This is a genomic window from Sphingopyxis sp. H050 (assembly GCF_001468265.1).
GTDB lineage: Bacteria > Pseudomonadota > Alphaproteobacteria > Sphingomonadales > Sphingomonadaceae > Sphingopyxis.
Window position 1 is genome coordinate 157,818 of sequence record NZ_LNRZ01000009.1, and the last position, 14,099, is coordinate 171,916.

14 protein-coding genes are annotated in these 14,099 nt (G+C 67.7%); 8 read left to right on the forward strand and 6 right to left on the reverse strand.

Annotated elements, in window-relative coordinates:
* The first annotated feature begins 17 nt into the window (after nucleotides 1-17).
* The 6 genes from ruvX to ATE67_RS17330 all read left to right on the forward strand — a co-directional run bounded on the left by ruvX (nucleotide 18) and on the right by ATE67_RS17330 (nucleotide 5,691).
* Nucleotides 18-476 (forward strand): Holliday junction resolvase RuvX, encoded by a 459-nt coding sequence (gene ruvX, locus ATE67_RS17305; RefSeq protein ID WP_058817952.1) that lies wholly within the window; start codon nucleotides 18-20, stop codon nucleotides 474-476.
* Between the two features lie 15 nt (nucleotides 477-491).
* Complete coding sequence (locus tag ATE67_RS17310; protein WP_058817904.1) at nucleotides 492-809, forward strand: DUF1294 domain-containing protein; 318 nt, start codon at nucleotides 492-494, stop codon at nucleotides 807-809.
* A gap of 13 nt (nucleotides 810-822) precedes the next feature.
* Nucleotides 823-1,818, forward strand: coding sequence for an aspartate carbamoyltransferase catalytic subunit (locus tag ATE67_RS17315; protein WP_058817905.1), 996 nt, complete (start codon nucleotides 823-825; stop codon nucleotides 1,816-1,818).
* Nucleotides 1,809-3,032, forward strand: coding sequence for a dihydroorotase (locus tag ATE67_RS17320; protein WP_058817906.1), 1,224 nt, complete (start codon nucleotides 1,809-1,811; stop codon nucleotides 3,030-3,032). The genes ATE67_RS17315 and ATE67_RS17320 overlap by 10 nt, the downstream gene beginning before the upstream one ends.
* A 600-nt stretch (nucleotides 3,033-3,632) precedes the next feature.
* Nucleotides 3,633-4,802: a helix-turn-helix transcriptional regulator gene (locus ATE67_RS17325; RefSeq protein WP_058817907.1), complete on the forward strand. Its 1,170-nt coding sequence runs from the start codon at nucleotides 3,633-3,635 to the stop codon at nucleotides 4,800-4,802.
* Between the two features lie 58 nt (nucleotides 4,803-4,860).
* The gene (locus tag ATE67_RS17330; RefSeq protein WP_058817908.1) at nucleotides 4,861-5,691 is read left to right on the forward strand and encodes a hypothetical protein; all 831 of its coding nucleotides are present in this window, start codon (nucleotides 4,861-4,863) and stop codon (nucleotides 5,689-5,691) included.
* Between the two features lie 114 nt (nucleotides 5,692-5,805).
* Here the strand turns inward: ATE67_RS17330 and ATE67_RS17335 are convergent, their stop codons facing one another.
* The 3 genes from ATE67_RS17335 to ATE67_RS17345 are packed head-to-tail and all read right to left on the reverse strand — an operon-like array spanning nucleotide 5,806 to nucleotide 8,689.
* Nucleotides 5,806-7,245, reverse strand: a complete 1,440-nt coding sequence (locus ATE67_RS17335; protein WP_058817909.1) for an SPOR domain-containing protein — start codon at nucleotides 7,243-7,245, stop codon at nucleotides 5,806-5,808.
* A 20-nt stretch (nucleotides 7,246-7,265) separates the two neighbouring features.
* On the reverse strand, nucleotides 7,266-7,949 hold the full coding sequence (locus tag ATE67_RS17340) for a hypothetical protein (protein ID WP_058817910.1): 684 nt from the start codon (nucleotides 7,947-7,949) through the stop codon (nucleotides 7,266-7,268).
* A gap of 17 nt (nucleotides 7,950-7,966) precedes the next feature.
* On the reverse strand, nucleotides 7,967-8,689 hold the full coding sequence (locus tag ATE67_RS17345; protein ID WP_058817911.1) for a ParA family protein: 723 nt from the start codon (nucleotides 8,687-8,689) through the stop codon (nucleotides 7,967-7,969).
* 270 nt (nucleotides 8,690-8,959) lie between these two features.
* On the opposite strand from ATE67_RS17345, the gene ATE67_RS22045 reads away from it, so the two are divergent.
* Complete coding sequence (locus tag ATE67_RS22045; RefSeq protein ID WP_058817912.1) at nucleotides 8,960-10,168, forward strand: SPOR domain-containing protein; 1,209 nt, start codon at nucleotides 8,960-8,962, stop codon at nucleotides 10,166-10,168.
* A gap of 61 nt (nucleotides 10,169-10,229) precedes the next feature.
* Here the strand turns inward: ATE67_RS22045 and ATE67_RS17355 are convergent, their stop codons facing one another.
* A complete protein-coding gene (locus ATE67_RS17355; RefSeq protein WP_156417097.1) occupies nucleotides 10,230-11,339 on the reverse strand; it encodes an energy transducer TonB in 1,110 nt (369 codons plus the stop codon).
* A gap of 86 nt (nucleotides 11,340-11,425) precedes the next feature.
* Nucleotides 11,426-12,298 (reverse strand): subclass B3 metallo-beta-lactamase, encoded by an 873-nt coding sequence (bla, locus tag ATE67_RS17360; protein ID WP_058817914.1) that lies wholly within the window; start codon nucleotides 12,296-12,298, stop codon nucleotides 11,426-11,428.
* Nucleotides 12,299-12,432: 134 nt separating this feature from the next.
* Between bla and ATE67_RS17365 the strand changes: the two genes are divergently transcribed.
* Entirely contained in the window at nucleotides 12,433-13,344 is a 912-nt protein-coding gene (locus ATE67_RS17365; protein WP_058817915.1) for a LysR family transcriptional regulator, read from the forward strand.
* Nucleotides 13,345-13,409: 65 nt separating this feature from the next.
* On the opposite strand, the gene ATE67_RS17370 is transcribed toward ATE67_RS17365, so the two are convergent.
* Nucleotides 13,410-14,021, reverse strand: a complete 612-nt coding sequence (locus ATE67_RS17370; protein ID WP_058817916.1) for a PEPxxWA-CTERM sorting domain-containing protein — start codon at nucleotides 14,019-14,021, stop codon at nucleotides 13,410-13,412.
* Between the last annotated feature and the right edge of the window lie 78 nt (nucleotides 14,022-14,099).

A 14,099-nucleotide genomic window follows, 5' to 3' on the forward strand; every position in this document is an offset into this window, starting at 1 on the left:
GGTATGGCGGTCGCCATATGATCACCACCGCCGCCCCCGATTTCGCCGCCCAGGTCCCGAACGGCGGCCGCCTGATGGGGCTCGACGTCGGCACCAAGACCATCGGTGTCGCCTTCTGCGACGTAAACTGGTCCTTCGCGACCCCCGACAAGACGATCGTCCGCAAGAAATTCTCGGCCGACCTCGAGACGCTGAAAGCGCTGATCGCGCAGCACAACATCGTCGGCCTCGTCGTCGGCCTGCCGCTCAACATGGACGGCACCGACAGCCCGCGCACCCAGAGCACCCGCGCCTTTGCGCGCAACCTCGCGCCGCTCGCCCTCCCCCTCCTCCTCTGGGACGAACGCTGGTCGACCGCCGCGGTCGAACGCGCGATGATCGCCGCCGACGTCAGCCGGGCAAAAAGGGCGGAACGCGTCGACAGCGCGGCGGCGGCCTTTATCCTGCAGGGCGCGATCGACGCGCTGACGCGCTGAGGCGGGGGATTGCGCTTGGAAAGCCTCATCCTCTGCTGGCTCATCGCCGTGAATCTGCTCGCATTCGTCGAGATGGTGCAAGACAAGCGCCATGCTGAAGCGGGGATGCGCCGTACACCCGAGTCCCGGCTGCTTCTCCTGGCCTTTCTCGGCGGCGCGCTGGGGATCGTTACCGCCGCGCGGTTCGCGCGCCACAAGACCCGCAAGCAGCCCTTTATGACCTGGATGCTGATCTGGCTCTGGCTCGACATCCTATTGCTTGTGCTCTGGTGGCTCGGAATATTGGAGCCATGGCTCGCCTCGGCGCTTGCCTATTTGCGCGCCGCCACCTAAACGCTCGGCTTTAATGACAACCTCCACTACCCGACCCGCCAGCGACTATCCGCCCGGCGGCGATGCCTTTCGCCATCGCCACCTGATCGGCATCGCCCAGCTCACACCGTGGGAGATTTCCTACGTCCTCGACGCCGCCGAGGAATGGGTCGATATGAACCGCAGCGGCGCGGCAAAGCACGACGACCGGCTTGCGGGCCTCACCATCATCAACGCCTTTTTCGAGAATTCGACACGCACTTTGCTGTCGTTCGAAATCGCGGGCAAGCGGCTCGGCGCCGACGTCGTCAACATGCACGCCGCGCAATCGAGCGTGAAGAAGGGCGAGACGCTGATCGACACCGCGATGACGCTGAACGCGATGCGCGCCGACGCGATCGTCATCCGCCATGCGAGTTCGGGCGCGGTCCAGCTGATCGCCGACAAGGTCGACTGCCCCGTCCTCAACGCGGGCGACGGTCGCCACGAACATCCGACGCAGGCGCTGCTCGACGCGCTGACCATCCGCCGCCGCCTCGGCAAGGTCGAGGGGCTGACCATCGCGATCTGCGGCGACGTGCTGCACAGCCGCGTCGCCCGCTCGAACATCCTCGCGCTCACCCTGCTCGGCAACGAGGTGCGCGTCGTCGCGCCGCCGACGCTGACCCCGCCCGCGATCGACCGCATGCATGTGACGACCTTCACCGACATGGACGAGGGGCTGAAAGACGCCGACGTCGTGATGATGCTCCGCCTGCAGAACGAGCGCATGGACGGCGCCTATCTGCCCAGCGCGCGCGAATATCACGCGCTCTATGGCCTCACGCCAAAGCGCCTCGAAAAAGCGAAGCCCGATGCGATCGTCATGCACCCCGGTCCCATGAACCGCGGGGTCGAGATCGACAGCAGCATCGCCGACCACCCCACCCGCTCGACGATCACCGAACAGGTCGAAATGGGCGTCGCGGTGCGCATGGCCTGTCTCGACATATTGACCCGCCGCAAGCGGGGGGTCGTCGGATGGAACTGAAACCGCTCCACATCGTCGGCGCCCTGCTCATCGACGGCGACACCCCGCGACCCGGCAGCCTGCTGATCGTCGATGGCCGCATCGCCGCGATCGATCCGACCGAGCTTCCCGACGGCACCGAAACCGTCGACGCCAAGGGCCAGTGGCTCGCCCCCGGCATCATCGACCTCGGCGTCTTCGCAACCGACAAGCCCGCCTTTCACTTCGGCGGCATCACGCGCGCGGCTTTGATGCCCGACAACGGCCCGCTCGACGGCGCCGGGCTCGTCGAACGCGCCGCGAAAGCCGGCAAGCCCGATCTATGGGTCCACCCCCTCGCCGCCGCCACCAAAGGCCTCGCGGGCAAGGAACTCGCCGAAATCGGCCTGATGAAACAGGCGGGCGCGCGCGCCATCGCAACCGGCCGCGGCCGCATCGCCGACGCAGGCGTCATGCGCCGCGTGCTGAGCTACGCCGCCTCGCTCGGCCTCGTCACGATCATCCATGCCGAGGACGAGGGCCTCACCGCAGGCGCGGTCGCCACCGACGGCGAGATGGCGACGCGCCTCGGCCTCCCCTCCGCCCCGGCGATCGCCGAGGCGATGGCGATCGCGCGCGACCTCGCGCTCGTCGAGGAAACCGGCGCGCCCGTGCATTTCCGCCAGGTCACGACCGCGCGCGGGCTCGACCTGATCCGCGCCGCCAAGGCCAAGGGGCTGCCCGTCCTCTGCGGCATCACCCCCGCGCATCTCTTCCTGTCGGACACTGCGATCGGCGATTTCCGCACCTTCGCGCGCCTCTCACCGCCGCTGCGCAGCGAGGACGACCGCCACGCGTGCCTCGCCGCGATCGCCGACGGCACGATCGACATCCTGTCCTCGGGCCACGATCCACGCGGTCCCGAGGACAAGCGCCTGCCCTTTGCCGAGGCGCAGCCCGGCATGGCGGGCGCCGAAACCCTGCTCGCGATGGGTCTCCAGCTCGTCCGCGACGGCCATGTCACCCCCGCCCGCCTCTTCGACCTGCTCGCAGGCACGCCCGCCGCCCTGCTCGGCGTCGACGCCGGAAAGCTGGCGGTCGGCAAGGAAGCCGACCTGATCCTGGTCGATGCCGATGCCCCGTGGCAGGTCGACGCCAAGAAAATGGCCGCCTACGCGGGCAACACCCCCTTCGACGGCATGCCCGTCCAGGGCCGCGCGACGGCTGTGTGGAAGGGCGGCTCGCGGATTCGGTGACGAGGATGAGCGTCAGTTTTGGGGTGGGGAGCGGTCGTTAAATTCTCGTCATGCTGAACTTGTTTCAGCATCCATGGTCTGAGCTCGAATGAAATGCCGCGCCGAAGGAAACGGCAGACCATGGATCCTGAAACAAGTTCAGGATGACGAAGCTATAAATGTCGTGTTCCGGTCGATTCCGGTCACCTCTCTTTTCCGTTCGTGTCGAGCGAAGTCGAGACACCCATCGACCTTGCGCCACGCCGAGGGGCATCTCGACTTCCGGCGCAGCCGGAAGTTTATCCTGAGCGCCCACCAAGGCAGTCGAAGGGCTCGATGCGAACGGCGGTAGGTTAGGCAGCTTTCGGCCGTTTCCAGCCGAAACTCCGCCCCCGCCAAAAAAGAAGCCCGCCGGAGAACCGGCGGACTTCGAGAAACAGGGTGCTTATGGTGGACCACCCTGTGCTTGGGTCGCACGCGGGGAATGGCCGATTCGGCGCGGCATTGCGCTACCCGTTCGGGTAGCATAGGTGAATTTTTCGTCGCATCCGGCCTTGGCAGCACGGGTTTTGCTCCTCTAACAACAGGATAGCTGCCTTTCCTTTCGACCAGGGGATATGCGTGCCGACCGATCCCGTTCCTGCCCTGTCCCCTGCGCCCGACACGTCGGCCGAATGGGACGTGCTCAATGACCTGATTGGGCAAATCTACGAGACGGTGCTGCATCCCGAACGCTGGAACGAAACGCTCGGCAACATCACCGCCGCGCTGGGGCCGCTTCGCTGGGAATCCTCCTTCATCCTGTGGGAGGGCAACAGTCCGCCCCGCGCGCGCTTCGTAGCCGCCTCGGGCCTCGCGGCGGGGCTGCAGGAAATCTACACCGGCGTCTATGCGGGCAACCACCCCTGGTCGCGCAAGTTCATGCGCTATGCGAACGGCAGCGTCGTCGACAGCTACGACATCATGGCCCGCGACGAGTTCTGGGAAACCGAATTCTTCCGCAATTTCCTGAAACCCTATGGCATCGACCGGCTTGTCGGCGTGCTGCTCGACCGGCGCGGCGGCGAGCGGCTGGGGTTGATGATGCCCGGTCCCGGCGACCGCGACACCGAAGGCCTGAAGCGCGGGCTCCGCGTCCTCGCTCCGCATATCCAGCGCGCCCTCCGCCTCAGCGACCGCATCGCCGCGCTCGAGCTCGCCGCGGGCGCTGCCCGTAGCGCCGCCGACGCCGCGCCTTTCGCGATCTTCAGCCTCGACGACCAGTGCGGCATCCTCGCCGCGAACAACCGCGCCGCGCGGTACGAGGAGGCAGGCTTCGTCCGCTTCGCCGGCGATCGCCTGACCTTCACCCATGCCGCGAGCCAGAAGAAGCTGGTCGATCTGGCCCGCGGCATCGATGCCGCGGGCATCGCCTTTCAGGCGGTCAACGCCGCCGGCGTCGAATGCCCCGTCCTCGCCGCGCGCATCCCGCGCCAGACCGCGCCCCAGATCGGCGGCATCGCGCTCGGCGCATCGCTGATCGTGACGATGGGCAGCGCCGTCGGCGAGACCCCGGTGGTCGAGATCGACCGCGTCGCGCAATGGTACGGGCTGACCCCGACCGAGGCGCGCCTCGCGGTCTGGCTCGCAGGCGGCAAGTCGCTGCAGGACTATGCCGCGCTCCGCGCCGTCAGTCTCAACGCCGCGCGCTTCATCCTGAAAGGCATCTTCCGCAAGACCGGCGCAACCAGCCAGGCGCAGCTCGTCGCCATCCTCGCGCGGCTGCCGAGCCTCCACGATGGAGGCAAATGATCTTTCCGGGACGGATAGGAGTCGCTAAGCTCCGGTTTCCACAGAAGGAAACCGGCCGATGCTCTCCCCCCGCCTGTTGCTCGCCGCCGCCGCGCTGGTCGCCTCGACGCCGGCCGCAATGGCCCAGCCCGCGCCCGACCCCACGATTCATTCGCCCGATGACATCATCGTCGAGGGCGAGCGGCTGACGCGCGAGGAGGCGAAAAAGCGCGCCAGCGCCTTCGTCCGTACGCTCGGCGTCGCGCCGGGCATTTATGCCCAGGACAGCGTCGCGCGCTGGAAGATCAAGCTCTGCCCGCGCGCGCTCGGACTCTCGGACGAGCATGCCGCGCTCGTCGAAGGCTGGTTCCGCGATACCGCGCGCGGCGCCGGTGCGCCGGTCGCCAATGGCAAGTGCGACACCAACGTGCTCCTCCTCTTCGTCGACGACGGAGCGAATTTCATCAAATTGTTCAAGACGCGCTATCCCGGCCAGTTCGCCGACATGAGCGGGCCGGACATCCGCGACCTCGTCGAACTCGAAAAACCGGTGCGCTGGTGGTATTCGGTCCGCCGCACGGGCGGAGGGCTCAGCCTGATCGGGCCGCAGACCCTCCGCAGCATCGAGGGCGCGACGATCGTCATCGACGTCAACGATGCCGAGGGCGCGACCCTGCGCGCGGTGACCGACTATGCCGCCTTCGTCGCGCTGAGCGGCATCCGCATCCGCGCCGAAGCGCAGCCGCAGTCGATCCTCGGCCTGTTCGACGACCGCCAGGGCAGGCGCGAACTCACCCCATGGGACAAGCGCTTCCTGACCGAGCTTTACGCGATGCCGCACGAGCGCAAGGGGCGCTACCAGCGCGGCAGGCTCGTCGGCGCGCTGGTGAAGGCGGACGACGCGAAGTAGCGACGGAGTCGGCGCGGGGAGCGGACGCCGCGAGTCTGAAAAACGAGAAAGGGCGCGGCTCTGGTAGCCGCGCCCCTCCCCTATCCTCCCCTGCGGGAGGCCCCCAATCTTGTCTCAGCGCGACGCCAGGCGCACCGGCTTGCCCGGCTTCGACGCCGACGCCCACTGGATCGTCTCGCCGCCGCCCATCTGGCGGATGAAGCAGGTCTGGCCCTTGGCCTTCAGCTCGCCGCACAGTTTCGATGCGTCGGCGCGCGTCGCCAGGCCGTTGACGGTCAGGCGATAGAAGGTGCGACCGTTTACGACCGCCGAATGGCTCGACGCCGGGTAGCTGGCGAGCACGGCGCTCTTTTTCTTCAGCGTACCCCATTTTTCCTTGGCGATGCCCAGGCTGTCATAGGCGCCGAGCTGCACGGCCCAGCCGGTCGGCTTCTTGGCGTCGAACGCCATCGCCTTGGGCAGGATCTTCGTGGCCAGCTCCAGCGCCTGCTTCTGCGCCGGGCGGACGGTTTCGGCGCGCTCGCCCGACACGCGCGGCGCGGCGCGATAGGGTTTGGCGTCGGCCATGATGACGTCCGCCGGCTTCGACGCAGCCTTCGGCTGCGGCAGGTCGGTCACCGGCACGACACCATTCTCGTCGCGCTGCGGCATCGGCAGTTCGACGGTGCGGATCGGACTCGGCGTTGCCGAGGCGAGAACCGCGGCGGGCTTTTCTTCCGCGGGCGGCGGCGGGGCATAGGCCTCGACCGGCGCCGGATCGGCGCTGGCAAGCTGCATGGGCGCCTCGGCCGCGGCGAGCTGCGTGTCGCCGAAATTGCTGAGCGCCAGGCGCACCGGCATGCCCGCGTCCTCGCGCGCGGTCGTGCCGATCAGGCTTGCGACGCGCAGGCGCGAATCGGGCTGTTCGGCCAGCTTCGACCATTCGGCCATGCGCGATTCGATCTTCGCAGCCGACAAATCCTGCGATGCAAGCACGCGGGCCTGCGCCCAGCGGCCCGACAGCGCGAAGGCGAGCGCGAGATTCTGGCGCGTGCGCGCATCGGCGCCCGGCTGGCGCGCCGCCTCGGTCAGCACATAGATCGACGAATTGGTGTCGCCGGCCAGCGCCAGCGCCAGACCCAGGTCCGACGCCGGAATGACGTCGAAATTGCGCTTCAGCAGGTCGAGCGCTTCGGCGTTCTTGCCCTGGCCGATCTGCGCCAGCGTCAGCGCGATAATCGTGTTGCTGTCCTTTGCGCCGAGTTCGATCGCCTCGCCGAGCGCGCTCGATGCCGAGGCGAAGCGGCCGTCGTTCAGATAGGCCTGACCCAGCAGCGCGCGATAGCCGGCGTCGCGCGGCGAACCGGCAACCGCGGCTTCGGCCAGACCGACCGCCTTGCTGACCTTGCCTTCTTCCAGCGCGATGCGCGCCTTGTCGGCGGCCTTGGCGGCCGTTGCGGGGACGCCGGCGGCATCCGACGGCGCGTTCGCCATCTGGCCCATGCCGCTGCACCCGGTGGCCGCGGTCAGGACGAAGCCCGAAACGGCCAGTTTCATCAGCATCTTGCGGTTCATGTCAGGTCCCCCTTTTATCTTCAGCGTCGCGTCTGACGCGACGGACGGGCGGCCGGCAGGCGGCTCGCCATCGCGTCGATCTCGGGCAGCGACGACAGATATTCGTCGAGCAGGTCGGTCAGGATCACCTGCGAAGAGCGGTTGGTCACCGCGCTCGCAAGGCGCAGGCGCAGGTGGCGCTCCGCGTCGAGGCGCAGCGTGAAGGCCGCCTTTTCGCGGGCGCGCAGCGCACGCGGTTCGCGCTCCTTCTTCGGTGCCGGACGCGCTTCGACCTTACGGGCAACGGCGGCGACGCGATCGACCAGCGATTCCTGCTGGCGGACGATCTCGGGGATCGGCGCCTCGAAAGCCGGTGCGTCGAAATCTTGGGCGCCGTAATCGCCGCCGAGCAGATCGACCGGGGCATGGTTCGTTGCATCATAGCCGGCATCGAGGCCCGCTTCGTCGACCGCCTGCTCAGCCTGTTCGTTATGTGCCAGCACCGAACCGGCGAGGATCGGCTTCAGGTCGACGAGCGTCGCCGGTTCCGACTGGTCGGGATCGACGTCGTAGCCCATGTCGTTCCAGCCGAGGTCGTCATAGCCGCCGCTGTTGAGCGGCGCGGGGCCGCTGCCGAGCGGCGCGCGGCGCATCGCGGGACGCGCACCGCCCTTGCGGGCCAGAAGTCCTGCGCTCAGCGAAGCGAGGGGTTTGGGTTCGCCCATGGTGTCCGCTCCCCCGTTCACTGGCCAGCGATGCGGCGGCCGAAGCCACCACCCATCGGGCGAACGGTGCCGTAACCCGGCTGCGGCGGAACCGGCGAGCTGAACACGGTGCGGCGGAAATTCTTCTCGAGCCGGTCGTTCATATAGGTCCAGAGCTGGCGGATTTCTTCGGCCGATCGGCCGTTGGGATCGACTTCCATCACCGTGCGGCCGTCGATCATCGACGCGGCATAATCGGTGCGGTGGTGCAGCGTGACGGGGGCCACGGTGCCATGCTGCGACAGCGCGACCGCGGCCTCGCTGGTGATCTTGGCTTTGGGGGTCGCGGCGTTGACGACGAACACCAGCGGCTTGCCCGCGCGTTCGCACAGGTCGACGGTGGCGCCGACGGCGCGCAGGTCGTGCGGGCTCGGACGCGTCGGAACGACGATCAGCTCGGCGACCGAGATCACGCTCTGGATCGCCATGGTGATCGCCGGCGGCGTGTCGATGACGGCCAGCTTGAAGCCCTGCTGGCGCAGGATTTCCAGGTCGGAGGCCAGCCGCGCAACGGTCGTCTGCGCAAAGGCTGGAAGGTCCGTCTCGCGCTCGTTCCACCAGTCGGCGAGCGAGCCCTGCGGATCGATATCGATCAGGACGACGGGTCCTGCCCCGGCAAGCTGCGCCTGCACCGCAAGATGACCCGACAAGGTGGTTTTACCCGACCCGCCCTTTTGTGAAGCCAATGCCAAAACGCGCACTGCTATCCCCCTCGGAAGTCCAAAAATCGGGGAAGGGATGCCATGCGGGACGCTAAAATTGAGTTAACGATGATAAAAAGAAGGTGAACGACCTGCTCGCTCTTATGGTAAACACACCGTTAGCAATCTTCTGTACCAAGCCGGCACGGAATCGGTTTACCCGCAGAAGGTTGCTAACGCGCTGTTAGCCATTGCACACTACATCGCGTCCCGGGGACTGCGGCTGCACGGATTGGAACCGACGGGCAGCGTAAGTCATTGGAGAATCACATGCGCCCATTCCGCACCATCGCCGCTTTCGCGCTGCCGATCGCCGCCGCCCTGTCATTCGCGGCGCCCGCGCACGCCGACGTCAAGGACGGCGTCGATGCCTGGGAAGCCGGCGATTACCAGAAGGCGGTGGCCGAATGGCGCCCGCTCGCGGTCGCGGGCGATCCCGATGCGCAATTCAACCTGGGGCAGGCGTACAAGCTCGGCCGCGGCGTCCCGTCGGACCTGATGCAGGCCGAAAGCTGGTATCGCCGCGCCGCCAAACAGGGCCATCTCCAGGCCGAGGACAATCTCGGCCTGATCCTCTTCACCGCGAACAAGCGCGCCGAAGCCATGCCCTATATCCTCGCCTCGGCGGGCCGCGGCGAGCCGCGCGCCCAATATGTCCTCGGCACCGCGCACTTCAACGGCGACTTCGCCGACAAGGACTGGCCGCGCGCCTATGCGCTCACCAAGCGCGCCAGCGATGCCGGGCTCGAGATCGCCTCGGCGCGCCTCGCGCAGCTCGACCGGCTGATCCCGCTCGAACAGCGGCAAGCGGGGCTCGCCATGCTGCCCCAGATGGAAAGGGACGAGGGCCGTGCCCGTCTCGCCGCGGTCAACGCCGCCGCGCCCGAGCCCGCCAAGCCCGCGCCGTCGGCGATCAAGACCGCCAGCGTGCCGCCCTCGGCGCCCGGCGCCAGCTATACCCCGCCGCCGGTGATCAAGCCCGCGCCGGCCCCGGTCGCACCGAAACCGCAAAAGCCCGCCGCGATCGCCGCCGCCAGCGCCGCTGCCGAGGCGACCGCCGCCGCCGACGCCACCGTCGCCGCCGCTGCGGTCGGGAAGCCCGGCACCAGCTACGCCCCGCCGCCCGAAAGCAGCGCGCCGCCGGCGAAGAAGCCCGCGCCCGCACCGGTCAAGCCCAAGCCGCCCGTCGACGCCAGGCCCATCAAGGTCGCCGAAACGCCCGTGCCTGCGGACACGATAACCGGCACCAGCCCCTGGCGCGCCCAGTTCGGCGCCTTCGGCGTCGAGGCGAACGCCCGCGGCCTCTGGGCCTCGCTCGCCAAAAAATATCCCGCCGTCGCGGCGCGCCAGCCCGATTACGTCAAGGCGGGTACTGTCACGCGCCTTCAGACCGGCGGCTTTGCGAACAAGGGCCAGGCCGAAAACCTCTGCGCCACCGTCCGCAAGGGTGGTCAGGCGTGCATGGTGGTGGCGAAGTAGCGCGGCGCAGGGCTACGCAGGCCCCGACGGGCCCGGTCACCGCCACGCTATTCGGATCGGATCAGAAAATCCCCTGCCCGTCGGGCGTTTCGACCGAAGACGACGAATTTTTCCGCCCGATCGCGAAACGGATGGTCTCGACGCAGCCCGTCGATCCCTGCGCCGACGGCTCGGCGCTGGCATTTTGCAGGATCGCCAACGCCTGCTGGCCGAACTCGGCCGCCGGTTGCGCGGCGACGACCTTCGCATTGCCGACCGCGCCCCAGGGCGCGATGTCGTACGTCACGATCGCCCAGCCTTCGATCGAACGCCGCAACCAGGGATCGGGAAAGCGCAGGGCGAGCGGCTTCTGCCAGCGCGTCTGCTCGGCACAATTGCTTGCCGCCGGGCGGAAAGCCGTCTCCTGCGGCGTCGGCGGCGGCGCCAATGTTTCGGGCGCCTTCCAATAGGGATAGAGGCATCCCGTCCGCGCGCCCTGGGTAAATCGCGACTCGCCGACCGCCTTCCGGGCCGCCGAATCCAGCGCTGCGTTGCCCGTCCCCATCACGGTCCGCATCTTGACCGGCGTTCCATTTTCATCGGTGTCATACGTGACCAGCGACCAGTCCTTGACGCCCGGCGTGCCCTCGATGGTGCCGAAATCGGGAAAGGCGCGCAGCAGCGGCTGGGGAACGGGCGCGGTGGCGCAATCGCCCGTCCCTTTGATCCGGTCCCACCCGGCCTTGGGTAGCGGGCCCGATGTCGGCGTGATCGTATAGGACACAAGGTCTTCCACCGCCGCCGCGGTGAGCGATTTGACATCGGCCGTATAGGTGATGCGGCAATTCTTTCGCACGCCGGGCGCGAAGCGGCTCGCCGCAAGCGCCGGCGCCACATCGCCGCCAAAGCTCACGAAACCCTCACCTTCCCTCGTGATCGACAGCGGTCGGCCCGTCGCGTCGATTTCGAAAGCATAGGTCAGCGACGGCGGCGTTTTGGGCAAACCATAGCTGAGAGAGCCCCACGGCCGCCGCACCACGAGGTGGCCGACGGGCGTGCCGTCGCATTGCGCGGCGCCGGGCATCCAACCGAACAGCACGCGCTCCGCCCCCGCGCCCGGGGCCGCTGGCGGCGCCATGAAGACGGTGGTCGCCATTCCAAACAGGCTGGCGACGAAAGCGGATTTTAACATGGACAGACCCCGCGACGACGTTCGGACCGGGGAAGCCTAGCGCGTCGGTGGGGTCTTACAAGACTGAAAAGAAACGCGATTGGAACTTATTCGGCCTTGCTGTCACCTTCGCTCGCCAGCCGCTTGGCCAACAGGCCGCGCGACCGCTCGGCATAGGCGCGGCACGCCCCCGGCTTGTCGCCCACCCGCCCCGCGCCCGCATTGTCGGGATGCGCCGCGATCAGCACATCGCATGTCAGCGCCTCCATGACGCGATAGCTTGTCCCGAACCCCGCGACGAACGGCTTGCCCGCCGCGCTCGTATAGCGATAGCCGTCCGCCGACACGGGATTGAGGCTCGAGGCGAAGACGATCTGCTTGCAGATCTTGCCCTCGCACGCGTTCCAGCTCCAGCTCATGCTGCCCATCGTATGCCCCGGCGTCGCATGCGCGGTGATCGCCGCATCGCCCAGCCTCAGCACCTCGCCGTCCTTCATCACGCGCAGCCGCGTCACCTTGGGCCATGTGCCGCCATAGGCGAGCTGCGGGTCGTCCGCCGCCATCGCGCCCGCGCGCAGCCCCTCGGCGCCGCGCGCGCTCGCCACCACCGTGGCGCCGGTATCGCGCGCCAGCGCCGCGAACCCGCCCGCATGGTCGTAATGCGGTTCGGTGCTCAGAATAAATTTGATGTCTTTGGGGTTGAAGCCGAGCGCGCGGACATTGGCGAGGATCATCGGCGCCGCCTGCGGCAAGGCTCCGTCGATCAGCACCAGCCCCTTGCCCGTGTCGATCAGCGCGACGCTCAGCCCGCCGAAACCGACCAGATAGCTTTTGCCGAAGACCTTCTCGGGCGGCAGCGGCAACAGCCACTGCTTCGCGCGTTCGGCCGCCATCGGCCGCGTCAGCGGGTCGTCCGCCGGCGGCTGCGCCGCCCCCGCCGTGCTCATGATCCACACTGCCAATACCAAGGCTCGCATCATCGTCCGTCTCCCTTCGCGGACAGAAATGCCAAGCCGACCGCGCCCCGACAAAGCATCATTTCTCGACAAAGCCATGAGGATAATTGATGGATATTCTGCCTAACCGTCGTCTCGGCGAGCAAGGATCGACAGCCATGGACCGCGCCCAACTCCCCCTCAATGCTCTCCGCGCCTTCGAGGCCGCGGCGCGCCATCTCAATTTCACCCGTGCGGCGATCGAGCTTTGCGTCAGCCAGGGCGCGGTCAGCCATCAGGTCGCGCAGCTTGAGCGCCGCCTCGGCACGCGCCTCTTCCACCGCCTGCCGCGCGGCCTGGCGCTCACTGACGAGGGGCACGCGCTCGTCCCCGTCGTCGCCGACGCCTTCGACCGCGTCGCCGCGACGCTCGATCAGTATGCCGACGGCCGCTTCCGCGAAGCGCTCAAGGTCGGCGTCGTCGGCACCTTCGCGACCGGCTGGCTGCTGCCGCGCCTCGACGCCTTCGCCCGCGCGCACCCGTCGATCGACCTGCGCATCTCGACGAACAACAACCGCGTCGACCTGGCGGGCGAGGCGCTCGACTATGCGATCCGCTTCGGCGACGGCGCCTGGCACGGCACCCATGCCGAGCCCTTGCTCGCCGCGCCTCTGGCGCCGCTCTGCGCCCCCGCGACAGCGGCGCGGCTCGAAACCCCCGCCGACCTGATCCACGAGCCGTTGCTTCGCTCCTACCGCAGCGACGAATGGGCGCTCTGGTTCGCCGCCGCGGGCCTCCCCGCCCCGGTCCTGCGCGGCCCGGTCTTCGACAGCAGCGCGCTGATGGCGAGCGCCGCCGCCGCGGGCCACGGCATCGCGCTCGCCCCGCCCGCGATGTTCGCCCGCGAACTCGCCGCCGAACTCCTCGTCCAGCCCTTCGCCATCGCCATCGACGCCGGCCGCTATTGGCTCACCCGCCTGATGTCGCGCCCCGAAAGCGACGCGATGCTGCGCTTCAGGGCCTGGTTGAACGCCGAAATGGCAGCCGTGCCTGGCACGACATCGTCACATGAATCGGCGCGGCATACGTGATCGGAAAAACGAAAGGCCGGGTCGCGCGACCCGGCCTTTCATGACCTGGATGCTGCAGGTCGCACTCAAGCCAAGGCGAGCTTTTTCGAACGACGCCGGCGCGCCGCCGCCCCAATCGCCCCGAAACCGACGATCATCATCGCCCACGTGCCCGGTTCGGGCACCGCCCCTTCCGTGGAATAATTGATATTGTCGAACGCCAGATACTCCGAACTGCTCTGCAGTTGGCCGAAGCTGATCGAGGTCAGATTGCCCCAGTTCAAGGCATAGTTCTGGAAGCCACGGCCCACAGTCAGCGTGGTCGTCAGCGTCCCTCCGTCGGAAAGCGTACCGGTGACCAGCGTCGTATCGCTGGCCAAACCCGAATGATTAAACGGACCAAAGGCCAGATCAAGGGTCGACAGGCTGAAAATGCCGCCGCCCGTCAGAGCGAAACTGGTGGCGCCGTAGCCACTGGCCATCACCGTCGACGTAATCGGAGTCGGAAAATCGGCCGGGTTGGACGGGCTGTAATAGCAGGCCGCAAAACCATAGCTGTAGCTCATGCCCCCGCTGGCGCCGGAACCCGACAAATCGCACCGAAAGGCCGCTTGGTCTTCGAATGTGACGGTCGCCGCATTCGCGGTCGCGGGAATGGAGAGCGCGAGGGCGCCTAGGAATAAGCCAATTCGGCGCATAAATTTCCCCTGTTACGAAAACGCAATAATAACAACGATCGACCCGCGAATCTCTTAACCAAAAATTAACGAAACTTA